This is a genomic window from Hafnia paralvei, assembly GCF_020150375.1.
Taxonomy (GTDB): domain Bacteria; phylum Pseudomonadota; class Gammaproteobacteria; order Enterobacterales; family Enterobacteriaceae; genus Hafnia; species Hafnia paralvei.
Window position 1 is genome coordinate 3,166,564 of the sequence record NZ_CP083737.1, and the last position, 25,245, is coordinate 3,191,808.

Genomic DNA, 25,245 nt, shown 5'->3' on the forward strand with positions numbered 1-25,245 from the left:
GATTTTTTTGTTATTTAACAGGGCATTATGAATAATAATGGCTCACTTTTCTTTACCCTAGGTCAAAAGTTACGCACATCTTCTTAAGACGACGTAATCACGACAGACACGACGTGTCGGTAGATACTCTGGTCTGCCCCCCGCAAAATCGGTATGTTTTCCCAGCAAATAAACGTTAACGCCGATAAAACGAGCAATCAGCAAGATTAGTTCTTATCCTATTGATAAAAATGCGTATAATAGCCGCCGTTGTCCTCTTAGTTAAATGGATATAACGAGCCCCTCCTAAGGGCTAGTTGCAGGTTCGATTCCTGCAGGGGACACCATTCTGAGTTTTATCCCCCTTTGAATCACCCATCATCTCGTCAGCGCCAAACCCCCACCGCGTAACCTACGTTGATTCATGACAAATGCGTGTACTTTCGTTAGAAAGTCCTCAAAGAATCACGCGCAAATAAAGATATAAAGCTAGGTATTCATCTTTAGCCCCGCCCTCACGTTTAGACCGTAACTCCCTCCCTCATGTACAATCATTCTTCCAACAGCAACACTTTATTAACAACGACCCATTGCATTGTTCTTATCAACTTCGCCCAATCTCTCCCCTATCCCCAAAGCAATGCAGGTAACACATCCACCGTCTCCATGTTTGAACACCAATCAGCGCTATTTTTATCACCATTCCCTCCTTTATAACGGTCTCCATGACTGACAAAACATGACTTCCACAAATAGAAATCACCAATCCCCCACTTATAATAATGAAATATAACGCCAAAAAATAAAATATTGTCAGTTCATTAAACTATAAATTTAAAGTTTACAGTTATAAATATCAATCATATCTATGTCGCCAGTATACTTTATTCAAGAAAATCGCCGCCCATGACAGACAACAGTAACGGTGTCGTTTCTGACTTCCTAATAAAAAAGCAGTACAGGCGAACACGGAAATGAGAAGGCATGGCAACGTTGATTATTTATTCCGAGAACTAAAAAAAGCAGTCAAGCAACGGCAAGTTAATGCTGTCTTTCAGTATTAAGGCATCAGGCTAAGCCATATTTACAGCGCCGAGAAAGATAGCAAGCTAATAATGATTTTGATGTCTAGTGCGTTAAAGAGAAATGTCAGCATGACTCTATTTGGGTTGAAATTTCATCTATAGCGGATGCAGCCATGAGTAAAAATCAGATTCAGGCCCGTAGATATAGAGCTGATACAAGGTTATTTCTATCGCCAACCTATATAGGTTCAACGTTTGATTTTGGATAAGAATATAAAATGCTCATCAATAATGAAAAACGAAACAGAAAAGTTTCAATCATCACAGATAATGAATACCTGAAATTAGGCTTGCTTTCTATACTTAGTGAGCTAGATCCCAAAAGCTTTGTAGGAAATGCTATTTTTATTGACGTTGATAGTTTGAAGCTGATGTCAGACTTTGGCACTTTGTTAAAAAATGCCTATGCCAATCGCGCTTCCGTGATTCTTATCTGTGCAGGGGGAGATATGTCTATGGTATTGGAACGACTTCCTCACATCGATATTAACGAAAAACTCTCTCTATGGCCTCGAGATATCACGACGTTGCTTAGATCAAACCTGACCTATTATTTCATTAAGGAATTTAATGATCTGATTTGTGTCAAAAAACTCGGGGCAATGAAAATGGCCATCATTCTTATGGTCAATAAAGGGTGGACATTTAGCCTTATCGCCAGAACATTGAAGATCTCACATAAAACGCTTTATCGCTACACCGGGGGATTGGTTTCTTATTTTAATGTTAAAAATATTAATTTTTTATTTTATTTTCTTAGGTCACGTTTTCCACCGTCCTATTTTGACTCCCGTTTAACTGACTATTCGCCAAGAGCACCGCTACTGTCTTTTGTAGCCGGAAAGGTTTTGGCTAAAGGTCAAACAAGAATAACAACGCAGTTAACTCAGCCGTAGCCCATACAGGCACATTTAATAATGATTTTTTCATGATGTAATTAAGGAGCTAGTTTATATGAACATGGGTTCATCAAAGTTTTTGATCTTGGGATCAATCTGTCTGCTGGCGGCATGCTCATCCCAGCCAGCAAAGAAGCCTCAGGGCAACAACCATACAACGGCTGCAGCAACTACTGGATATAAAAATACTAGTACCCCTGCAGATAACTATATTGCAAAACGAACTGCAACACTGACAGGTATAACGCTGGCTTCAACAAACAACATCTGTGTTGACCACTTTAATTTCTTAAGAGAAGTACAGTCTAATCAATATCAGAAATACACTAAAGATTATGGCGATATTGGCAAGGGATACCGTTTTTTGAATGTAAACAAAAACATTATGGATAACGATGCAAAACAAGTTTACACCATGATGCTTGAAATGAAATTAGACACATTGTGTTCAAAAGTCCAATACACCGGATATTCAGTAGTTAAAGATAAAATAAAAGAGCTCTCTAGCATTTAATTACACATTTAAGCTATTTCAAGCCAGAGCCCCTTCTTTTATGAAGATGGGCTCTTTGTGTGCTTCATAATATTTTACATTGGTATTCGTTATGAGAAAAATAATTTCACCAAGAGGTATGAAAATTACCTCGTGGGGGATAATCATTATTCAAGCTCTTACACCATTGTTAATTTCAGCCAGTTCTGTCGCCAGAGCTAATGAATATCGCAATATGGAAGAGACTATTTTGGGGATGCAATCGGTAGTGGACGGGAGTGCTCCTACAGCGAGCCAGCCATCTTCACCTTTATTGCCCCCAAAAAAGCAGCAGGCCCCCACATTAATCTCAACGCCTGAGTTCCAATCTTATCTTAACCCAGAGATGGCTCTCCCTACGCCATCTCCCGAGACTTCAACGCCTAATTTGCCTTCCCTTGGTAGCGAGTCTATTTCATCTTCGTCAGCAAACGAACCAGCGCCAGATCTCACTGGTAACGCGATGCAGGCAGGACAAATTTTATCGAGTGATAATGTCACCAATGCATCTATTAATTATGCAAAAAGCATTGGCGAAGGATTAATTAACCAACAGATTAATGACTGGTTGAATCAGAAAGGTACTGCACGTTTCAGCGCGGGCTCTGATCAAAAAATTTCAGGGGACTTGTTACTCCCCATTATTGGGAACACAGATAGTTTACTCTTCACGCAGCTCGGCTTGCATAGTAATGAAGATAGAAATACGGCCAACGTTGGTATGGGCTATCGCCAATATATTGGCGACTGGATGTATGGAATCAACACCTTTTACGATTATGACTATACGGGCAAAAATGCGCGTTTAGGCGTCGGAGGTGAAGCTTGGACGGATTATCTAAAACTGGCGGTGAATGGCTACTACGGCCTAACCGACTGGCATCAGTCCCGCCTGTCTGCAATGAAAGACTATGATGAACGCCCTGCCAATGGGTTTGACCTGCGTGCTGAGGCTTATTTACCGTCATATCCTCAATTAGGCGCCAACCTTAAATATGAACAGTATTTTGGTAAAGGTATCGATCTGGGCACCGGCACACATCCTGACGACTTAAAGGATAATCCAAAAGCACTGACCTTCGGCTTAAACTATACGCCAATCCCACTGGTTACCCTGAAAGGTGAGCACTCCGTGGGTGATAAAGATGACAGTCGCATTGGGATCGACGTTAATTATCGGTTTGGTGTGCCATGGGCTCGACAGATCAGCGCCGACTCGGTTGATGCATTGCGTAGCCTAATGGGCAGCATGTACGAATTTGTCGATCGTAACTATGAAATCGTGATGCAATACCGTAAGCAGGATCTGCTGCGAATCTCATTGCCAAATACGGTCACTGCCAAAGCCGCAGAAACCATAACGCTACCGCTCACCGTATCTAAAGCCAAGTATGGTCTGAAGGACGTCGAGTGGACGGCTTCTGCGGAATTTCTCGCTAACGGTGGTACATTCCGCGAGCTGTCGCTCACCCAGTTAGAGGTCACTTTGCCGCCATACGTGTACACCAAACGCGCTAACGCCGCGCAGGAATACGTCATTAAAGCGGTTGGCGTCGACAACAACGGTAATAACTCCAATACCGCAGCGACGACAATTAAAGTTGAACCTTCTAAAAATATCATCAGCGATTTAACGATCACGCCATCAGGCTCAGTACCGGCTAACGACGCTGACTATTTCACCGTGACAGCCTCGGTGCTTGATGAACATAGCCAGCCGATGACGGCACAGCCTATCAAGTTTGATATTGATAACATGAAAGGCGCAGATGGTCGTTCAGCAGCAACGTTATTTAAAGATGGCGACACCAACAGCCAGACGCTGACGGTTAACACCGATAGCCGGGGTAAAGCCACGGTTTACGTTCGTAGTAAACTGGCTAAGCAAGGTGTGGTTACTGCCACAATGAACAACGGTAACTATAAATCAGGTCAGGTTGACTTTATTGCTGATGCCGCTACAGCACAAATCAGCGCGCTGGATATCATCAAAAACAAGGCACTCGCCGATGGGCAAAGCTCAAACAAACTGCAAGTGACCGTAAAAGATATCAATGGCAACCCACTCGCCAATTCACAGGTTGATTTAAGCGCCACAAACGGTGCAACTATCGTCAATGGTTCAACGGTGATGACTGATGCCGAAGGTCAGGCCATTCTGTTAGTGACCAATACAACGATTGGTGATAGCACAATCACGGCACGCATCAACGGGAGTTCTAAAACTCAGGTTGTTACCTTCGTTGCAGATAAATCGACATCTACCATTACCCAGAGCGATCTCACCGCAACGCAGGATGCCGTCGCAAACGGAACGGATACTAACCTAGTCACAGCAAAAGTTACCGACGCCAACGCGAACACGGTCTCCGATGTCACGGTTCATTTTACCGTCAGCAACGGTGCCAAAATTATCACCGTCAAAGGTGTGACCGGCGATGACGGCCTTGCAACCGCCAAAGTGACAAGCCTCAAGGCGGATACCTACACCGTTACCGCTCGAATTCAGGAATCAGGAAACAGCGCTCAGACCAACACGCGCTTCATTCCCGATAGTTCAACAGCCACCATCATTGATAGCAATCTGAATATCAACCCCAATGGCGCTCTAGCTGACGGTGTTGATACCGATGCAGTTGAAGCTATTGTAACCGATGCCAACGGCAACCTCGTCCCCAACGCCAGCGTTAACTTTGTTGTTGCAACAGGTGCCACAATTACCACCGTTATCGGCACCACGGGTACAGATGGCAAAGCAACAGCAACGGTGACGAGTACCACTGCAGGCAAATATAAGGTCACCGCCACCGTCAGCGGCCGTTCAGCCAGCAAAGACGCAATATTTGTTGCTGATAATGGAACCGCGGCCATCGTTGCAGGAAATCTGAAGGTTACTGCTGATAACGCATTAGCCAACGGCACTGCAACCAATGCTGTCCAAGCTAAAGTCACGGATGCGAACGGTAACGTAGTGCCGAATGTGGCTGTAAGCTTTAGCGCCAATAATGGTGCAACCGTCACTACAGCGTCAGCGATCACTAACGAAAGTGGCCTTGCTACGACAACGCTGAGTAATACCACATCAGGGGTCACCAACGTCGTTGCGGCTATTAACGGCACGAGCCAGAATGTGAATACTAACTTCACACCTGATGGCTCAACGGCAACGATCGTCAAAGGTGATTTACAGGTCACACAAAACGATGCCACAGCCAATGGGAGCGATACTAACGCAGTTCAAGCCAAGGTTACCGATGCCAATGGCAACGTAGTACCGAATGCTACCGTCACCTTCAGCGCTAACCACGGCGCGACAGTGACCACTGAGTCTGTCACAACCAACCCACAAGGACTTGCCAGCACCACATTAACCAACACGCAATCCGGTACGACTCAGGTTACGGCAACCGTTAACAGTCATAGTCAGCAAGTAGACACTAACTTTGTAGCAGATGGCTCAACGGCAACCATCACCAAAGCTAACCTCGTTGTGACTTCTGATAACGCTAAGGCAGATGGCCATGCAACCAACGCGGTTCAAGCTAAAGTCACCGATGCCAACGGCAACTTAGTCCCTAATGCAGTCGTCAGTTTCACCGCAGATAATGGTGCAACGATCGTCAACGCGTCAGTGACAACGGGTTCTGATGGCTTAGCGAGCACCACGTTGACCAATATCCAAACAGGGATAGCCAAGGTCACCGCCACCATTAATAGCCATAGCCAAACCGTCGACACCACCTTTAAGGCTGATGACGGGACAGCAACCATTATCAGTGGCAATTTGACGGTCACGACTGACAACGCCAAAGCCAACGGCACCGCAACCAACGCCGTTCAGGCCAGGGTGACCGATGCTAACGGCAACGTGGTGCCTAATGTGACAATCGCCTTCGCCGCCAATAACGGCGCGACGATCACCACCGCGTCAGCCAACACCGATGAAAATGGCTTAGCCGCGACAACGCTGACCAACATCACCGCCGGTATCAGTAAGGTCACCGCCACCATTAACGGTAATAGCCAAACCGTCGACACCACCTTTGTGGCCGACGACGGCACGGCGACCATTATCGCTGGCGCCCTGACGGTCACGGCTGACAACGCCAAAGCTAACGGTACCGCAACCAACGCCGTTCAGGCCAAGGTGACCGATGCTAACGGCAACGTGGTGCCTAATGTGGCTGTCACCTTCGCCGCCAATAACGGCGCGACGATCACCACCGCGTCGGCTAACACCGATGAAAATGGCGTAGCCACTACCACGCTGACCAACATCACCGCGGGTATCAGTAAGGTCACCGCCACCATTAACGGTAATAGCCAAACCGTCGACACCACCTTTGTGGCAGATGACGGGACAGCAACCATTATCAGTGGCAATTTGACGGTCACGGCTGACAACGCCAAAGCTAACGGTACCGCAACCAACGCCGTTCAGGCCAAGGTGACCGATGCTAACGGCAACGTGGTGCCTAATGTGGCAGTCACCTTCTCCGCCAATAACGGTGCGACGATCACCACCGCGTCGGCCAACACCGATGAAAATGGTTTAGCGGCAACAACGCTGACCAACATCACCGCCGGTATCAGTAAGGTCACTGCCACCGTTAATGGTAACAGCCAAACCGTCGACACCACCTTTGTGGCTGACGGCGGCACGGCAACGATTGTTAATGGTGATTTGACGATCACCACTGATAACGCGGTTGCTGACGGTACGGACACCAACGCCGTTCAAGCCAAGGTGACCGACGCTAACGGCAACGTAGTGCCTAACGTGGCGGTTACCTTCACCGCGAATAACGGTGCCACAGTCACAACGGCATCAGCGATGACCGGTTCGAATGGTTTAGCCAGCACAACGTTAACCAATACTAAAACGGGGATTAGTCGAGTCAGCGCGGCTATTAACAGCACTAGCCAATCCGTGGACACCACCTTTATCGCCGACGGCGGGACGTCCACCATTATTGATGGCAATTTAACCGTCACCACTAATAACGCCAAAGCCGACGGCGCGGATACCAATGCCGTTCAGGCCAAGGTGACCGATGCCAATGGCAACGTGGTACCCAATGTCGCAGTAAGCTTTATCGCGGATAACGGCGCAACGGTAACCTCAACATCTGCCACCACCAATCAGCAAGGGTTGGCAACCACTACGTTAACCAATACCACGTCAGGAGTGTCGAAGGTCACAGCCAAAATTAATGGCCATAGCCAAACCGTCGACACCACCTTTGTGGCTGACGGCGGCACGGCAACCATTGTTAATGGCGATTTGACGATCACCATTGATAACGCGGTTGCTAACGGCACGGACACCAACGCCGTTCAAGCCAAGGTGACCGATGCTAATGGCAACGTGGTGCCTAATGTGGCAGTCACCTTCGCCGCCAATAACGGCGCGACAGTCACCACCGCGTCGGCTAACACCGATGAAAATGGTTTAGCGGCGACAACGCTGACCAACATCACGGCCGGTATCAGTAAAGTCACCGCCACCGTTAACGGTAATAGCCAAACCGTCGACACTACCTTTGTGGCAGACGACGGCACCGCGACCATTATCGCTGGCGCTCTGACGATCACCATCGATGGTGCCAAAGCCAACGGTGCGGACACCAACGCCGTACAGGCCAAGGTGACCGATGCTAACGGCAACGTGGTGCCTAATGTGGCAGTCACCTTCGCCGCCAGTAACGGTGCGACGATCACCACCGCGTCGGCCAACACCGATGAAAATGGCTTAGCGGCGACAACGCTGACCAACATCACCGCCGGTATCAGCAAGGTCACCGCCACGATTAACGGTAGCAGCCAAACCGTCGACACCACCTTTGTGCCTGATGACGGCACGGCGACCATTATCGCTGGCGCCCTGACGGTCACGGCTGACAACGCCAAAGCCAACGGCACCGCAACCAACGCCGTACAGGCTAAGGTGACCGATGCTAACGGCAACGTGGTGCCTAATGTGGCTGTCACCTTCGCCGCAAACAACGGCGCGACGATCACCACCGCGTCGGCCAACACCGATGAAAATGGCGTAGCCACCACCACGCTAACCAACATCACCGCCGGTATCAGTAAGGTCACCGCCACCATTAACGGTAACAGCCAAACCGTCGACACCACCTTTGTGGCAGACGACGGCACCGCGACCATTATCGCTGGCGCCCTGACGGTCACGGCTGACAACGCCAAAGCCAATGGCACCGCAACCAACGCCGTTCAGGCCAAGGTGACCGATGCTAACGGCAACGTGGTGCCTAATGTGACAGTCGCCTTCGCCGCCAATAACGGCGCGACGATCACCACCGCGTCGGCCAACACCGATGAAAATGGTTTAGCGGCGACCACGCTAACCAACATCACCGCCGGTATCAGTAAGGTCACCGCCACCATTAACGGTAACAGCCAAACCGTCGACACCACCTTTGTGGCCGATGACGGCACGGCGACCATTATCGCTGGCGCCCTGACGGTCACGACTGACAACGCCAAAGCCAACGGTGCGGACACCAACGCCGTTCAGGCCAAGGTGACCGATGCTAACGGCAACGTGGTGCCTAATGTGACAGTCGCCTTCGCCGCCAATAACGGCGCGACGATCACCACCGCGTCGGCCAACACCGATGAAAATGGTTTAGCGGCGACAACGCTGACCAACATCACCGCAGGTATCAGTAAGGTCACCGCCACCATTAACGGTAACAGCCAAACCGTCGACACTACCTTTGTGGCTGACGGCGGCACGGCAACCATTGTTAATGGCGATTTGACGATCACCATTGATAACGCGGTTGCTAACGGCACGGACACCAACGCCGTTCAAGCCAAGGTGACCGATGCTAATGGCAACGTGGTGCCTAATATGGCAGTCACCTTCGCCGCCAATAACGGCGCGACGATCACCACCGCGTCGGCCAACACCAATGAAAATGGCGTAGCCACTACCACGCTGACCAACATCACCGCGGGTATCAGTAAGGTCACCGCCACCATTAACGGTAATAGCCAAACCGTCGACACCACCTTTGTGGCTGATGGCGGCACGGCGACCATTATTGATGGCAATTTGACGGTCACGACTGACAACGCTAAAGCCAACGGCACCGCAACCAACGCCGTTCAGGCCAAGGTGACCGATGCTAACGGCAACGTGGTGCCTAATGTGGCAGTCACCTTCGCCGCAAACAACGGCGCGACAGTCACCACCGCGTCAGCCAACACCGATGAAAATGGCTTAGCCACCACCACGCTAACCAACATCACTGCCGGTATCAGTAAGGTCACCGCCACCATTAACGGTAATAGCCAAACCGTCGACACCACCTTTGTGGCTGATGACGGCACGGCGACCATTATCGCTGGCGCCCTGACGGTCACGGCTGACAACGCCAAAGCCAACGGCACCGCAACCAACGCCGTTCAGGCTAAGGTGACCGATGCTAACGGCAACGTGGTGCCTAATGTGGCAGTCACCTTCGCCGCCAATAACGGCGCGACAGTCACCACCGCGTCGGCCAACACCGATGAAAATGGCTTAGCCGCGACAACGCTGACCAACATCACCGCCGGTATCAGTAAGGTCACCGCCACCATTAATGGTAACAGCCAAACCGTCGACACCACCTTTGTGGCTGATGACGGCACGGCGACCATTATCGCTGGCGCCCTGACGGTCACGGCTGACAACGCCAAAGCCAACGGCACCGCAACCAACGCCGTTCAGGCTAAGGTGACCGATGCTAACGGCAACGTGGTGCCTAATGTGGCAGTGACCTTCACTGCGGATAACGGTGCGACGGTCACCACCACGTCGGCTAACACCGATGAAAATGGTTTAGCGGCGACAACGCTGACTAACGTCACTGCAGGAGTATCGAAGGTTACTGCGGCGATCAACGGCCATAGTCAAACGGTAAACACAACCTTCGTGGCTGATATCACGACGGCTATCGTGACAGAAGTGACACTGGTTGATACGGTAACTGACAAAATTGCCAATGGAACCGACTTCTTTACCTTTGATGCACTGGTAAAAGATGCGCATGGAAATCTGGTTCCTAATGCCACAGTCACTTGGTCCCAAGACAAAGGTAACTCGGTCGTACTGCCTTCAAGCAGTGAGACTGACGTCAACGGTAAAGCGACTATCGCCCTGAAAAGTACCAAAACCGAGGCGCTGCTGATTCAGGTATCTGCCGCCATTGGTAGCGGTGCGGCAGTTAATGCAGATAAGAAAGTCAACTTTAAGGCTCAGCTCGTCACGCTGCATGGTGCGACAACCAACGCAGTCAACAATGCTGTAGTGCCTAATACCAAAATTGAACTCTTCTTGTCTCAGAGCGATACCACTCCAGCCTATTCGGCCACCAGCGGATCCGATGGTAAATACGCCATTAGCAATATTCCACAGGGCGTCTATTATGCGAAAGCGAGCGCGACTGGGTTTATTACGCAGGATGCAACGGTAGATATACAGGACGTTACCGATCTTGAGCAGAACTTCGTTCTGTCGCCAAATCTCGATGGCAAAGCTGCGCGTATCGTCCTAACTTGGGGAAGTACACCAGCCGATTTAGACTCCTATCTGTGGGTGCCAACGGTAGGAGCGCCAAACACGATGATCAAGGTGAATTACGGTTCTAAAGCACCCGCGGGGGCCGATGCAGTTCTTGATGTTGACGCAAGAAATGGCTACGGACCAGAGACAATCACCGTGAACAGCCTACATCCTGGTGTCTATTGTTACGTGGTCAATAGATTTTCGGCAACCCCTCAAGCCTATGGCGATGCCAAGGTGAAGCTCTATTTATCTGACGGTACCACTCAGGACTTTAAGATTGAGGATGCAGGAAGTACAGGTGACATGGCTAACTGGACGGTATTCAAGATTGATACCACCTCAGGCCAGACCGATGTTAGCGTTATCAATTCAATCAATAGTTCTAGCAACAGGGGTGAATGTAGTTAACGTCTATCATTAACCGATTCATCTAACGACGAATGGCGCTAAGAATATTTAGCGCCATTTTTTATGGTAGTAAAAAATAATGTTAATAAAACAAGCACTCATCATTCAGAAAAGTGCTTGGCATTACATTAAATATCAGAGAGGTTGTGGCGCTTTTCATTCACCAGAATGAAACTAGAATACTGAATTTTCGAGCACAAAGTTTCCAATTTCATCTTGAGTTGCATGGTATAAATTTTCTTGGCATCTTTATCCATAATATTTTTGTTGGAGTTTAAAAACTTAAACCCTTCGGTAATCTTATTGTAGTCCTCAGCATATCTTGGATACTGAGGCGCATTTTCTTCGCGAAGAAAATTATAGTTATCCATGCATTTATTGTTCGTTGACGAATATGAATTCCCTCCGACTACGCCCCCCTTCGGGGGCGTATTCTCCTCCGTAGGGCTTAGCTGACTGTTAGCATAAAAATAGTCATATTCAAGATCGTTCCCTTGGTAGTTTTGGTTTGTTTTATTTGATGACGAGCAACCCGCTAACAAAAAAGCGGCTCCGGTTATCAATATACTGACCTGCCTTTTATTCATATAGCATCCTTTTATAAAAATGTAGGTATGTTGACTTAAACCATAAAGAAAGAATCAAGAAACCTGCAAAACCTATGATGTGCAGGCAAACACAAAGTTATTTGCATGACCAAATAAATAGGTGTTTTTAACTTCGTTAACATTGATATTAATTTCTTTTAGATCTTTATATCTAAAAAAAAGAAAATCGAGTATAGGCTCTGGCGCAAAAGACTCGTCAACAGAATCATGCGAATAGGTCACCAGTCTTGCATCATAAATAACGAGTTTTTTGGGCGATATGACACGATACTTGAAATCAACACTTCTAATGATATCTTGCGAAGTTCCATTCCTAGCCAGATACCCAATGATCTCAGCATGCCCCTGCATTTTATTGTTTAAGCTCAGAAAAATATTTCCGTCAAGTATATCGTGACTCTCATCATCTCTATAAGAGAACTCGTTATTACATGAAAAATTGTATGATGGCTCGTAGATGACAGAAACATAAACAATTTCAAAAATAAGCGTAAAAGACAAAATAGCTAACACAATAATTTTATTATTCATTTTGTATAGTATCCTTTACAAAAAAAGTATTCATTTCCCTTTTTATCAACAACACACTCGGCGAGAAATGCCCTACCACTGCCGCGACTTTCTGGCTTAGAAATAAATTCCTTTCCCGGTAAGCATTTTATATTGTTCCGTTTTATCAGGTCGGTAGAAGCCTCGAGGAGATAGCGGGATTGGCCGCGCGTATACTGAGGTAACACTTTGATCTCGCAAGCATCATACTGTCCAACTCCCGTGGTTGATGTCTCTAAGCTAAACTTTTTGTTTTGAGATAAAACATAGGCGACAAGCGCCAGAATGCATAAAGTTAAAATAGACATCATTACCCCATAAAAATAATATTGTGTTCTCTCTTTAGGTGCACTCTCCCTAGTGGCAATCTCTGAAGATACAGGGCTATACTCTTTCTCTACGCTTATCGCTTCATTAAAACAAAAACCGACCTTAGGAATGGTTTTAATGACTTCCTCATCTATGCCTAAAAGAGAAAACGTTCTTCTGAGAATAGAAATGTATTGATTTAGTGTGTTATTTGACGATCGTAATCCTTGCTTATCCCATATATCTTCTAAAATGTTCTCTCTAGAAAGAATTGCACCTTTATTGTTGAGCAGCATGCATAACAGGTTGCAGTTGGTAATCGTAAGATTTATCACCTGCTCAGGACTATCAATACTCCAGATAGCTCCGTCAGCGGGTTTAAATCTCACCGTATCACTAATCTTATAAATCATAATTTTCACACTATAATGATTCAATTTACGACTCTCGTATCAGAGAAAATTAGCTATAACAACAGATCGTTTTTCTGCTTTATAGTGATGAGAAATAGTTTCGTTATAATCTTATAGATGAGAATCTTTCACATATTCATCCCCACAGATTTATCCATATATTGCTCTAGTTTTACCTGAACAACGCGACATCATAAGAATCATCTCAAATTAAAACGAAGGGGTAAAACATGTGATGTGTGTGATTTATACTTTTTATAAAAATTTTATTTAAGAATCTCAGGGCGCGAGATAGATAAAAAATCCAATTATAAATAAATTATAATAGAGATGCGGATAAATAGTCTACAGTATGCGTTTCAAACAGAATATTAGCCACAATTTGATAGAGGCGTAACTTTGAGAAAAAGTGATGGTTTTTAGGAAAATTACCGCATTAATTGCCAGTAAAAATCAACTTTCATCCCTTTTTTTTCACAAGATTATTATTATTTCAGCGGGGGTCATTAAAATATAAACCTGTATCATCCGTAGTCTCACGACCTTTTTCTTCCGTTTCAGTCTTCTACATAGATTTAAATCTTGGTTAACAGGATTGCGATGGCACAATTATTCTTAATCGATCAAGATAAAGGTGAAAAAATATCAACCTATAGTCATATTAACGTTGTCAACGTCCTTCAATTCGTTTCAGTTATCATTTAACTTAAAATATTCATAACATAAAAGCAACGTGGGATGTTGTTGCCCTATCTCAACCGTTCTACGCTATCCTTGGAGACAGCAGATAAAGCCACGATGCTTATCGCGCTGGCGCATAAAAAGTAAATCCGTGATCGTATTTTATGCCGTATTCGCGGGTAGTGAAGTTACTGCGATGATTTTTCCGCCACTACGTTATGCCACCGATGCCGCAAAAATGATCGTTTTAAACGGACCAAAATGAACCGCTCGAGATGATTAATTCTTTATATCTTTCAATTATAGGAATAATTTATTCCTTAACGTCGCACCACAGAGAATACAGACATGAACATTGATTTATCTCGCCTTCAAACCGAAGGCCGTAATACCGCCAGTGAAAACATTGATACCCTATCAACGCTAGACTTGCTGACCATCATCAATCAGGAAGATCAGAAGGTCGCGTTAGCCGTAGAGCGCATCCTGCCGCAAATTGCCCAAGCCGTAGACGCCATCACTCACGCGTTCGCTCAAGGTGGGCGCCTGATTTATTGTGGCGCAGGAACTTCGGGTCGCCTCGGTATTCTGGATGCCAGTGAATGCCCCCCTACCTACGGAACTCCGCGAGAACAAGTGATAGGTCTTATTGCCGGTGGACAAACCGCGATTCTACGCGCCGTTGAAAATGCCGAGGATAACGTCGCTCTCGGCGAACAGGACATGATAGAGAATCAGGTCGGTGAACGTGATGTTGTCGTGGGGATTGCCGCCAGTGGACGCACTCCGTACGTCATTGGTGCAATGAAATATGCGCGAACTCAAGGAGCAACCGTCGTTTCACTGACATGCAATGCAAATAGCGCCATGAGTCAATTAGCCGATATTGCTCTAGAAGCCGTAGTGGGTCCGGAAGTCGTTACCGGTTCCTCAAGAATGAAAGCCGGTACTGCACAAAAAATGGTTCTCAACATGCTCACTACAGGATCCATGATCCGTAGCGGAAAAGTCTATGGCAATTTGATGGTGGATGTTGAAGCGACCAACGCCAAGCTGGTGCAGCGTCAGGTTGATATCGTGATGCAGGCCACGGATTGCGATCGCAGCACAGCCATCAAAGCGCTTAGCGAATGTGAAAGACACTGCAAAACAGCCATTCTCATGATCCTCGGTCAACTATCAGCCGCTGAGGCCAGCGCGGTTTTGACACAAAATAACGGATTTATTCGCCAGGCATTAGGCGCTAAAGGAGTTTAGCTATGGCAAAAATAACGGATGCCACGATCGCGCAAATTCTGGCATGTATCGGTGGCAGCCAAAATATTGCCCTGTGTGGAAACTGCATGACACGACTGCGTCTCACCCTGCGTGAGCGCAGCCTTGTCGATCACGCTAAATTAAAAAAAATCCCTAGCGTGATGGGCGTTATCGAAGGTAATGATCAACTGCAAATTGTTCTTGGCCCAGGAAAAGCGCAAACGGCCAGTGAAATGATGAACATATTGCTTGCTCAAAATCACGCCAGCCAAGAGATAGAGGCCAAGCCAGCTGATTTGCATACACTCGCCGCCGCAAATAAACAGCAACTCAAAAGTAAACAAAGGAGCGGGTTCCACAGTTTCTTAACCCAATTTGCCACCATCTTTACTCCGTTGATCCCCGGTTTTATCGCGGCAGGCTTGCTACTCGGAATTGCCACTCTATTACAGCAGACACTCGTACTTGAGGGGAGCACCGCACCTCTGTGGCTGACGAGCCTGATTGGCTATATGAAAATATTCAGCGTCGGTTTATTTACTTTCCTGAGTATTCTAATCGGCTTTAATACCCAAAAAGCCTTTGGCGGCACTGGCGTTAACGGCGCTATTATTGCCTCTCTATTTATCTTGCGCTACAGCACAGAAGGCACCGTCGGCTATTACGCGGGTATCGATAATTTCTTTGGGCTGGTCATTGACCCAAGGGGGAATATTATTGGCGTACTTCTCGCTTGTATGTTCGGTGCGTGGATTGAACGCAAAGTGCGTAAAATCATTCCCGATAATCTCGATATGATCCTCACTTCGTCCATCACTTTGCTTATTACTGGCGCGGTAACCTATGTCGTGATCATGCCGATTGGTGTTGAACTATTTAAAGGCATGTCATGGCTATTCCTGCATTTAAATGGCAATCCTTTCGGCACGGCGCTATTGGCAGGACTCTTTTTAATCGCGGTAGTCTTCGGCATTCATCAAGGGTTTGTACCGGTGTATTTTGCACTGATGGATGCGCAGGGTTTTAACTCCCTGTTCCCTATTCTTGCCATGGCCGGTGCGGGACAAGTTGGCGCTGCATTGGCGCTTTATCTCAAAGCCAAACCAGCTTCTACATTACGCCTGCAAATTAAAGGCGCGATATTCCCCGGCCTGCTCGGTATTGGCGAACCGTTAATTTATGGCGTAACGCTACCACGCTTGAAGCCTTTTATTACCGCCTGCTTCGGCGGTGCCGTAGGGGGATTCTTTATCGGTCTAGTGGCTTATATGGGATTACCCATCGGCTTAAATACCGTATTTGGGCCATCGGGGTTGGTTTCAATACCGTTGATGACGTCCTCACAGGGGATCTACGCGGGCATCATGGTTTATATTGCCGGAGTATTTATCTCGTATGCCGCTGGATTTATTTTCACCCTACTTTTCGGCTGCAAAAATGTCGATTTGACTTAAACAAGAATACGTTTAACAGATGACTTGGTTTTTAAACCTGCGCGCCTTGCTCAAAGGAGCGCAGGTTTAACATGAGTTACAACATCCACTCTATCGGCAAATAATAGGCAATACGCGCCAAAATACGTTTGTATAACGGACTATCTGGTTCTTTACGGTGAATGTATTCCTTGCCGTTTTCATATTCTATCCAGTGAATCTTCCTTCGCCGAGTGAGAATTAGCTGAAAGGCTTTGTCGTGCAAACTGGCAATAAAGCGTTGATGGGTTAACGTCGTTAACGATTCGCTCTGAATCACAAATCCCATCTCGGTATTTAACCGTGCAGAACGCGGGTCAAAATTAAAAGATCCAACAAATACGAGCTTGCCATCAACGGCAAAAGTTTTCGCATGCAAACTCGAACCAGAATGCCCCGTTAAACCGCGGTCACGTAGGCGGTCATTACGCGTAACATCTTCGGTTTCGTTCGCTTTCATTTCGAAGAGTTCGATTCCACAGCGCAGCAGCATTTTCCGCCATTTGGCATATCCTGCATGGACGATAGCCACATCATTTGCCGCCAGTGAATTAGTCAGAACGGTGATCTTCACACCTTGCTTCGACAAATGAACCAACTGTGAAACACCGGTTCGCGTGGGAACAAAATAGGCAGAGATAATATCCATGCTCATTTTTGGCACGCCAATCATCTCGAACAGGCGTGAAGCCATTAGCGCCTTGGTAGCAAGTTCCCCTAACCCTTTTCGCGGGTCGTCACTAAATAACTGTACTTTTGCCCAGGTTAACGAAAGCTGATTATTTTCCATTTGGCGCGCTAACAATTTGTCGCGTAGACGCTTTAAATACTCTTTAGCTCTCGCCCGCCCCCCGACTTCAGCAATCGTTAACCCGTGTAAATAGCGATAATCCGAAGCCTTACCCAGCACATCTTCGGCGGGAGATACACAGGCTGAGTGCCAATATCGCTCGAAATCTTGGCATACGTCCTCAACCACCTTCCCCACGGCCAGCACATCTAAGTCTGAAAATAGCGCCTGATCGCCAATACCAAAATATTCGTCACCCACGTTGCGCCCGCCAACGATGGTTGCCTGACCATCAAACGTCATGCTTTTGTTGTGCATGCGACGGTTGAGCCGTTTAAAGTCAGTCAAATAACATAAGCAGCGCATCCTTCTCAGCTTGAAAGGATTGAATAATTTAACGCTAATGTTGGGATGGGCATTCAGGCGACGCAAAGACTCATCAAGCCCGCCAGTGTTATTGTCATCCAGCAGCAACCGTACTTTTACGCCACGCTCAGCGGCACGAAATAAGGCGTTAAACAGCAAGCGTCCGGAAATATCATTGTGCCAAATGTAATACTGAACATCCAGCGTTTTTTCAGCCATGTTGGCCAGTAAATAGCGAGCAGCAAAAGCGTCATTGCCTTTTTCTAGCGGGTATACGCCGCTGAGTTCAGGATGAAGCTGACATAAAGGCTGAATCAATCGGGCTAGGCGAGTCTCGATAGCAGGTTTATTGCTCATAGCAAAAATAACTCACAGAATCACCCTTATAAAAGAGGCTATCGAATAAAAACGAAGCCAAACCGTGTGCATACATCATAGGCTAAAAATATAGCATGGCAGGAAAACCGCATGCAGAGGGTTTTTCTCAAAAGAGTGCTCGCCGATAAATTGCCACCAATAACGCATTTATTGCTTAAAAAGAGGAGCGTAAACACCGCGCGTAAGCTGCACATTAAATGTTCCAGTGTCTAAATGTTATACAGATCACACTCTGCTGCCAAAACCCTTTTAAAAGAGTACAATACGCCTTCGATTTTAAGGGCGATTTGTCCCTGCATGTACAACGTATTAATCGCGTGAACAAAGGGTGAGGTTGTTGTGTTTGAGAGCTATGGTGTACTCAATATCTGGACATATGTACTAGGTGCGATTTTCATCATTATGGTACCGGGGCCGAATACGCTGTTTGTCCTCAAGACCGGTATTACACGGGGAGTCAGAGAGGGTTATAAGGCCGCTCTCGCCGTTTTTATCGGTGACGCCGTGCTCATCTTTTGCGCCTACATCGGCATTGCATCGCTCATCCGCTCTTCGCCGTTTTTATTTTCTCTGGTAAAAATGTTAGGCGCGCTTTATCTGCTCTATCTTGGGCTGAAAATCCTTTACAGCACGTTGGCGAAAAAAGGCCAAGAGCAAAGTGCCGCTAAAGAAGAGCCTGAGCACACATTCCGTAAAGCTCTCACCCTAAGTTTAACGAATCCCAAAGCGATTCTGTTTTACGTTTCCTTCTTTGTGCAATTTATTGATATGGATTATGCGCATACCGGCGTCTCTTTTGCGATTCTGGCGGTTATCTTAGAAATGATTAGCTTCTGCTATATGACGCTGCTGATCTTCTCTGGTGCCGCGCTGGCGCATTTCCTCAGCGAAAAGAAACGCCTAGCAAAACTGGGAAACTCAATGGTTGGTCTGCTGTTCTTAGGATTCGCGACTAAGCTCGCCACATCCGCCTAGCAAGCTGAAAATGAGGAAAAGCGCCTGAAAATGGTAACATCGTTCACTTAAGCTTGATTTTAGGGGAGCACACTACGGTGGGGTAAACCCACTCTCCTAAACGAATGTCGTTACCTGTGATGGCGCTTTTTATGCACAACGCTCAGTCTATTACGTCACTCAACAGCGCCAACAGATTCGTCGCCTTTTTACGATATCCGTAGCTGAACACGCATTATTGAATAATACCCACGGCAGGCTGCGGCTGTAAGAAAAGAAGTGAGGTGGTTAGGCGAGTTACCAGAAATAATCAATCCTTCTCATAAAAATCAAGCATTCTGTTTCCTAATAAGACGGAATTCATATTTCGTCCTTATTTGTTTATTATCCAAACACTCTTTTACTCAGAATTTATTCTGGAATTTTTATTGAGATAACTTTACAAAAATATATTTATCCTTATTGAATTGTTGTTCATTTTATTTTCATGTCCAGTAGTATCTCTGGTCAGGAATTTATCTTTTTGTTTGTGCAAGACCACAGACTAAGGTGATTAAATTGAGCACTAAAGGACAACATCAGCTGCTGGTAGAGTCACTGTCTGAATGGATAGAACAAAATCTAGATAAGCGAATCGTGATTGATGATATCGCCGAGCGAGCAGGATATTCTAAATGGTATCTGCAAAGATTATTTAAAGAGGTCACTGGGGATAATCTGGCATCCTATGTGCGTCACCGTCGTTTAATGCGAGCGGCAGCGGAACTAAAACGCACAGACAAAAAAATTATGGATATCACGCTACAGTATGGTTTTGACAGTCAGCAAACTTTCACCCGCGCATTCAAAAGGCGCTTCGGTACTTCTCCAGGCATATTCAGACAAACCCCATCGCCATCGACCGACAGCTAGACCGTTCTATCCCCTCCCAACCGTCCTTACTAAGGATGGTCAGGAGGGGAATGACATTATTTTTTCACTGAATCCTGCAGTTTCGCATCAGCCTGCCATACACGATATTTAACATCGACACCCTGCGGCACGTAAACCACAATAGGCAGTCGGCTGTTATAACGCTGCATTGCGGCATCGCCCAAATTAGCGATAACAAATTCGCTGCGTTTGGTGTTGTCTGGGCAAGCCATCATGGTTGATGCTGGTTCGGAAATTTTATCCATTACCAGATAATCATAGCCCCAGCCGGATAACGTTTTACTTTCCAGTTTTCCGCCCATCATATGGTGGTTGCAGTCAACTTCCATCGTTTTACCAATCATCAGTTCAACTTTAAAGTTGTTTTCATTTTCCTGCTTTGGTAAGTAAATAACCTGACGGCTCATGCCTTTCTCCGCCTGCGGATATGGCGCAACCTTTTCCAAAGGTTGTTTGCTGATATCTTCATGAGACTCTGCGGTGGCTGCAATTGCACCGGCAGAAGATGCCAACAACAGGCTGGCTAATACGGCTGAAATCTTGTTCATTATATATCCCTACTATTCTGATAATGATATTAACCAAACTAAATTATCATAGTCCGGACAAATATATCATAGGTTAATTCCTATTAATCCCAACTAAAGATATACAATAAAGAGGGTGAGGAAAACACGGAGTCATAAATAACAACAGTCGCACTACAAAATGTTAGAAAAAAAGCCATACCGTAAAACGGTACAGCTTTATTTAGCCGATATTTATCTATTTATACTGAATTATTCTGCGCCTTGGCTGCGCAAATAATCCTCATAGTTACCGGAGAAATCAATGGTCTTGGTTGGCGTAATTTCAAGAATACGCGTTGCCAAAGAGCTGACAAATTCACGGTCGTGTGAAACGAAGATCAGGGTACCTTCGTACATCTCCAGCGCCATGTTCAGCGCTTCGATGGATTCCATATCCATGTGGTTAGTAGGTTCGTCCATCACCAGAATATTGGGACGCTGCATCATCAACTTGCCAAACAGCATACGGCCCTTTTCACCACCGGACAGCACTTTCACTGATTTCTTGATGTCGTCTTGGCTAAACAGCAGACGCCCTAAGTAGCCGCGCACCACCTGCTCGTCATCATTCGGCTGTTTCCACTGGCTCATCCAATCAAACAGCGTCAGATCTTCAGCAAATTCACTTTCATGATCCTGTGCGTAGTAACCGATATTGGCGTTTTCAGACCACTTAGCAAAACCCGTGTCTGGCTGCAGTTCGCCCACCAGCGTTTTCAGCAAGGTTGATTTACCCACGCCGTTAGTACCTAAAACGGCCAGCTTGTCACCCACTTCCAGCAGCATTCTTAGGTTTTTAAACAGCGGACCATTGTCAAAACCTTTGCTCAAGCCATCAATTTCCAACGCATTACGGAACAGCTTTTTGTCTTGCTCGAAGCGAATGAAAGGGTTCTGACGGCTAGACGCTTTAATTTCATCCAGCTTAATCTTATCAATTTGGCGCGCACGAGAAGTTGCCTGCTTAGACTTAGATGCGTTGGCGCTAAAGCGACTAACAAATGATTGCAGCTCGGAAATTTGTGCTTTTTTCTTGGCGTTATCAGACATCAAACGCTCACGCGCCTGTGTTGCCGCCGTCATATATTCATCGTAGTTACCTGGATATACGCGCAGTTCGCCGTAATCCAAGTCGGCCATGTGCGTACACACCATATTCAGGAAGTGACGGTCATGGGAAATGATAATCATGGTGCTGTTACGTTCGTTCAGCACGGTTTCCAGCCAACGGATGGTATCGATATCCAAGTTGTTGGTCGGTTCGTCGAGCAACAGAATATCTGGGTTAGAAAACAGCGCCTGAGCCAATAGCACACGGAGTTTCCAACCCGGAGCGATTTCGCTCATCAAACCATAATGCTGTTCAACAGGAATACCCACGCCCAGCAGAAGTTCACCGGCGCGAGACTCTGCGCTATACCCATCCATTTCACCATAAACAACTTCTAGATCGGCGACTTTATAGCCTTCTTCTTCAGTCATTTCTGGCAGTGCATAGATGCGATCGCGCTCTGATTTCACGTCCCACAATTCAGTGTGGCCCATGATAACGGTATCAATAACGGTATAATTTTCGAATGCGAACTGGTCCTGACGCAGTTTACCCAGACGCTCGTTCGGATCTAGGAAGACATTACCGCCGCTTGGTACCAGATCACCGCCGAGAATTTTCATCAGCGTGGATTTACCGCAGCCGTTTGCTCCGATAAGACCATAGCGATTACCTCCGCCAAATTTGACGGAAATGTTTTCAAACAACGGCTTACTGCCGAACTGCATCGTGATGTTATTGCTGATTAACAAGACTAGTACTCTTAACAAATGTGATTTTGGGCACATTATGCCATAAGTTGGCGCTTTTATCGCCCTTGAGAGCAAGATGGAAAAGGAGATAATGAAAATAGGGGTATGTCGTGTAGGAAGGCAAGGTAGCGGCATCTAGCAATGAATACCGCCACCTTCAGCAACATCTTGAGTTACAAGCACTTCAAGTCAGAATGAGAAGCAGGAGCAGCCTAAAGCGCCCCAGAATGCCTGCTCGTCTGACACTGGGATCGCTGATTTACGCGCTTTATCATGTGAGTGACCGTGTACACCACATGAACCGCAACATTGATGGGTTTGCGCCATCACGCCCGTTTTATTAGCAACCGGAGGAGCCGAGCGGTAATGTCCAGGCACGCTCACAACCGGCGACCATTCTGGCACAACCGGAATCGGCGGCGGGGCTAGCGGAGTAAAGGCGCCTGCGGCGTATACCACTTTACCATCCACGATGGTCATCACGGATTCAATGCCCTTAATGGCTTCTTCTGGAACACTAAAGAAATCCTGAGATAGCACGACCATATCCGCTAACTGCCCAGCCTGAATCCGACCTTTTTTGCCTTGTTCATTGGAAAACCAAGCGCTACCGGCAGTCCATAGCTCTAACGCAACGTCACGCGATAAGCGATTGTTATCATCGTACATCGCCATCCCCCCCACGGTGCGACCAGAGACCAACCAGTACAACGCAGTCCATGGATTATAACTGGCTACTCGCGTTGCGTCGGTTCCCATCCCCACAGGAACCCCCATCTCCAACATTTTGCTAATTGGCGGAGTTTGTTTCACTGCATCCATGCCATAGCGCTCAGCAAAGTACTCGCCCTGAAACGCCATACGATGCTGTACTGCAATGCCGCCCCCCAATGCTTTGACACGTTCAATATTTTGTTCTGTGATGGTCTCTGCGTGATCAAAAATCCAGTGCAGATCGCTGAACGGGATTTCACGATTCACTTTCTCAAACACATTCAGCATACGCGAGATAGATTCGTTGTAAGTCGCGTGTATCCGGAACGGCCAGCGATTCTCAACCAAATGGCGAACTACACGCTCCAATTCATCTTCCATGTCTTCCGGTAAATCAGGGCGCGGCTGTAGGAAATCTTCGAAATCTGCCGCTGAGAATACCAACATTTCACCTGCGCCATTAGCACGATAAAAATCACTACCTTGCCCCGGCGTCAGCATATCCGTCCATTTCTGGAAATCATCCAATTCTTGCTTAGGACGCTGCGTGAACAGGTTATAAGCAATGCGTACGGTCATCTGTTTTTCGTCATGTAACTGCTGAATGATTTCGTAATCTTCTGGGTAGTTTTGAAATCCTCCCCCAGCGTCAATCGCACTCGTCACCCCCAAACGGTTTAACTCACGCATAAACTGACGAGTGGAGTTGACCTGCATCTCCAACGGGAGTTTCGGGCCTTTCGCTAAAGTGGCATACAGGATCATCGCATTGGGCTTTGCAATTAACATCCCAGTTGGGTTGCCTTTTGCATCACGTACGATTTCCCCTCCCGCTGGATTCGGCGTGTCCTTAGTGTATCCCACGGCTTTTAACGCAGCGCGATTTAGCAATGCGCGATCGTAAAGATGTAACACAAAGACGGGAGTATCTGGCGCGGCTTCATTGAGTTCTTCGATCGTTGGCATGCGGCATTCAGCAAACTGAAACTCTGTCCATCCTCCCACAACCCGCACCCACTGTGGTGACGGCGTGCGATCGGCCTGCTCTTTCAGCATACGTAGCGCATCAGCAAGGGAAGGCACCCCTTCCCAACGCAGTTCGAGGTTATAGTTTAAACCACCACGAATCAGATGTAAGTGGGAGTCATTTAAACCAGGGATAACGGTATGACCTTTTAAATCAACAATCTGAGTGTCATCACCAGCAAAGCTCATCACTTTGGCTGTGCTGCTGGCGGCCAGAATTTTTCCGTCCTTAATGGCTACGGCATCCACCAGCGGATTTTCACGGTCAAGCGTATGAAACTGACCATTAGTGAGTATCAGTGAAGCGTTTTGAGACATAAGTCCTACTCCTATCGCGAAGATCGGCTATTTCTTCAGCCAACCAGCAAATATTCGGGTAACCAGCGGCATCCACATAAACACCACCAGTCCTACGACGCAGGCATCATTGATCAGGTGCAATGCTAAGGAGCCTTTCAACGTGGGAAATAGAGTTCCTGTCACCCTCGGCACCAGATTTGTGCTGGGAAAAATGACAAGCAGCGTTATTAGGAACTGCTTCCACTTCTTCGGTTTCTTTACCGTTGGACTGCTTGGCGTAAACCAAAATTCAGGCTCAGTGCGCACCTCATAATGCTCAGCCTGTGCCAAAATCGGGGCGATTTCGGCCACCAGCGTTTTACGCTGCTCCGAGTTTATCCATGCATAAAGGTTATCCAAGGTGTCAAAACGAATCACAATGTTATAAGCATCGCTGCCCGCAGAGGGCCTAATAACATGCACTCCCAAATGCCCCTGAAACTGCTGAGCGGCAGGCATAATGCGTGCGAGCCACTCCTCGTAGCTTTTTGCTTGATTAGGTTGCAGGTTATGCGTAATAGCCAAGGTAACGGTATTGGTTGCTGACATTTCGGGGCATCCTGAGGGAAAAAGTGGGATCTCGGCGGGAACATCGCCCGCCGC

The 25,245-nt window shown here is 47.0% G+C and carries 15 protein-coding genes and 1 tRNA gene; 8 read left to right on the forward strand and 8 right to left on the reverse strand.

All coding sequences use genetic code 11. The features are described from left to right. Positions 1 to 251 precede the first annotated feature (251 nt). From K9N75_RS14895 to K9N75_RS14910, 4 genes are all read left to right on the forward strand, one after another. Positions 252 to 326, forward strand: a tRNA-Arg gene (locus K9N75_RS14895). Positions 327 to 1,282: 956 nt separating this feature from the next. Further along, on the forward strand, positions 1,283 to 1,960 hold the full coding sequence (locus K9N75_RS14900) for a hypothetical protein (RefSeq protein ID WP_039185284.1): 678 nt from the start codon (positions 1,283 to 1,285) through the stop codon (positions 1,958 to 1,960). A 58-nt stretch (positions 1,961 to 2,018) separates the two neighbouring features. Further along, entirely contained in the window at positions 2,019 to 2,477 is a 459-nt protein-coding gene (locus K9N75_RS14905; RefSeq protein WP_008814097.1) for a YuaE family lipoprotein, read from the forward strand. 118 nt (positions 2,478 to 2,595) lie between these two features. Continuing rightward, the gene (locus K9N75_RS14910; protein ID WP_224451785.1) at positions 2,596 to 11,481 is read left to right on the forward strand and encodes an Ig-like domain-containing protein; all 8,886 of its coding nucleotides are present in this window, start codon (positions 2,596 to 2,598) and stop codon (positions 11,479 to 11,481) included. A 128-nt stretch (positions 11,482 to 11,609) separates the two neighbouring features. On the opposite strand, the gene K9N75_RS14915 is transcribed toward K9N75_RS14910, so the two are convergent. From K9N75_RS14915 to K9N75_RS14925, 3 genes are all read right to left on the reverse strand, one after another. Then, a complete protein-coding gene (locus K9N75_RS14915; protein ID WP_224451786.1) occupies positions 11,610 to 12,068 on the reverse strand; it encodes a YuaE family lipoprotein in 459 nt (152 codons plus the stop codon). A gap of 72 nt (positions 12,069 to 12,140) precedes the next feature. Further along, positions 12,141 to 12,620 carry a hypothetical protein gene (locus K9N75_RS14920; protein ID WP_224451787.1) on the reverse strand — a complete coding sequence of 160 codons (480 nt, stop codon included), beginning with the start codon at positions 12,618 to 12,620 and terminating at the stop codon, positions 12,141 to 12,143. Next, positions 12,617 to 13,360: a winged helix-turn-helix domain-containing protein gene (locus tag K9N75_RS14925; RefSeq protein ID WP_061059781.1), complete on the reverse strand. Its 744-nt coding sequence runs from the start codon at positions 13,358 to 13,360 to the stop codon at positions 12,617 to 12,619. The genes K9N75_RS14920 and K9N75_RS14925 overlap by 4 nt, the downstream gene beginning before the upstream one ends. A gap of 1,029 nt (positions 13,361 to 14,389) precedes the next feature. Here K9N75_RS14925 and murQ point away from each other — a divergent pair. Both murQ and murP read left to right on the forward strand, forming a co-directional pair. Beyond that, positions 14,390 to 15,298, forward strand: coding sequence for an N-acetylmuramic acid 6-phosphate etherase (murQ, locus tag K9N75_RS14930; RefSeq protein ID WP_224451788.1), 909 nt, complete (start codon positions 14,390 to 14,392; stop codon positions 15,296 to 15,298). A gap of 2 nt (positions 15,299 to 15,300) precedes the next feature. After that, entirely contained in the window at positions 15,301 to 16,752 is a 1,452-nt protein-coding gene (gene murP / locus K9N75_RS14935) for a PTS N-acetylmuramic acid transporter subunit IIBC (RefSeq protein WP_008814105.1), read from the forward strand. A 76-nt stretch (positions 16,753 to 16,828) separates the two neighbouring features. On the opposite strand, the gene K9N75_RS14940 is transcribed toward murP, so the two are convergent. Then, on the reverse strand, positions 16,829 to 18,283 hold the full coding sequence (locus K9N75_RS14940) for a phospholipase D family protein (protein ID WP_039188227.1): 1,455 nt from the start codon (positions 18,281 to 18,283) through the stop codon (positions 16,829 to 16,831). 360 nt (positions 18,284 to 18,643) lie between these two features. Here K9N75_RS14940 and leuE point away from each other — a divergent pair, with 360 nt between their 5' ends. Both leuE and K9N75_RS14950 read left to right on the forward strand, forming a co-directional pair. Continuing rightward, on the forward strand, positions 18,644 to 19,279 hold the full coding sequence (leuE, locus tag K9N75_RS14945) for a leucine efflux protein LeuE (RefSeq protein ID WP_004088748.1): 636 nt from the start codon (positions 18,644 to 18,646) through the stop codon (positions 19,277 to 19,279). Between the two features lie 537 nt (positions 19,280 to 19,816). Then, the gene (locus K9N75_RS14950) at positions 19,817 to 20,170 is read left to right on the forward strand and encodes a helix-turn-helix domain-containing protein (RefSeq protein WP_008814108.1); all 354 of its coding nucleotides are present in this window, start codon (positions 19,817 to 19,819) and stop codon (positions 20,168 to 20,170) included. 56 nt (positions 20,171 to 20,226) lie between these two features. Here K9N75_RS14950 and eco read toward each other — a convergent pair whose 3' ends face one another. From eco to K9N75_RS14970, 4 genes are all read right to left on the reverse strand, one after another. Next, a complete protein-coding gene (eco, locus tag K9N75_RS14955) occupies positions 20,227 to 20,739 on the reverse strand; it encodes a serine protease inhibitor ecotin (RefSeq protein ID WP_008814109.1) in 513 nt (170 codons plus the stop codon). Positions 20,740 to 20,970: 231 nt separating this feature from the next. After that, on the reverse strand, positions 20,971 to 22,563 hold the full coding sequence (locus K9N75_RS14960) for an ABC-F family ATPase (RefSeq protein ID WP_040012360.1): 1,593 nt from the start codon (positions 22,561 to 22,563) through the stop codon (positions 20,971 to 20,973). A 189-nt stretch (positions 22,564 to 22,752) separates the two neighbouring features. Further along, positions 22,753 to 24,621 (reverse strand): amidohydrolase, encoded by a 1,869-nt coding sequence (locus K9N75_RS14965; RefSeq protein WP_130995906.1) that lies wholly within the window; start codon positions 24,619 to 24,621, stop codon positions 22,753 to 22,755. A gap of 27 nt (positions 24,622 to 24,648) precedes the next feature. Beyond that, complete coding sequence (locus K9N75_RS14970; protein WP_008814111.1) at positions 24,649 to 25,191, reverse strand: antibiotic biosynthesis monooxygenase; 543 nt, start codon at positions 25,189 to 25,191, stop codon at positions 24,649 to 24,651. Positions 25,192 to 25,245: the final 54 nt, after the last annotated feature.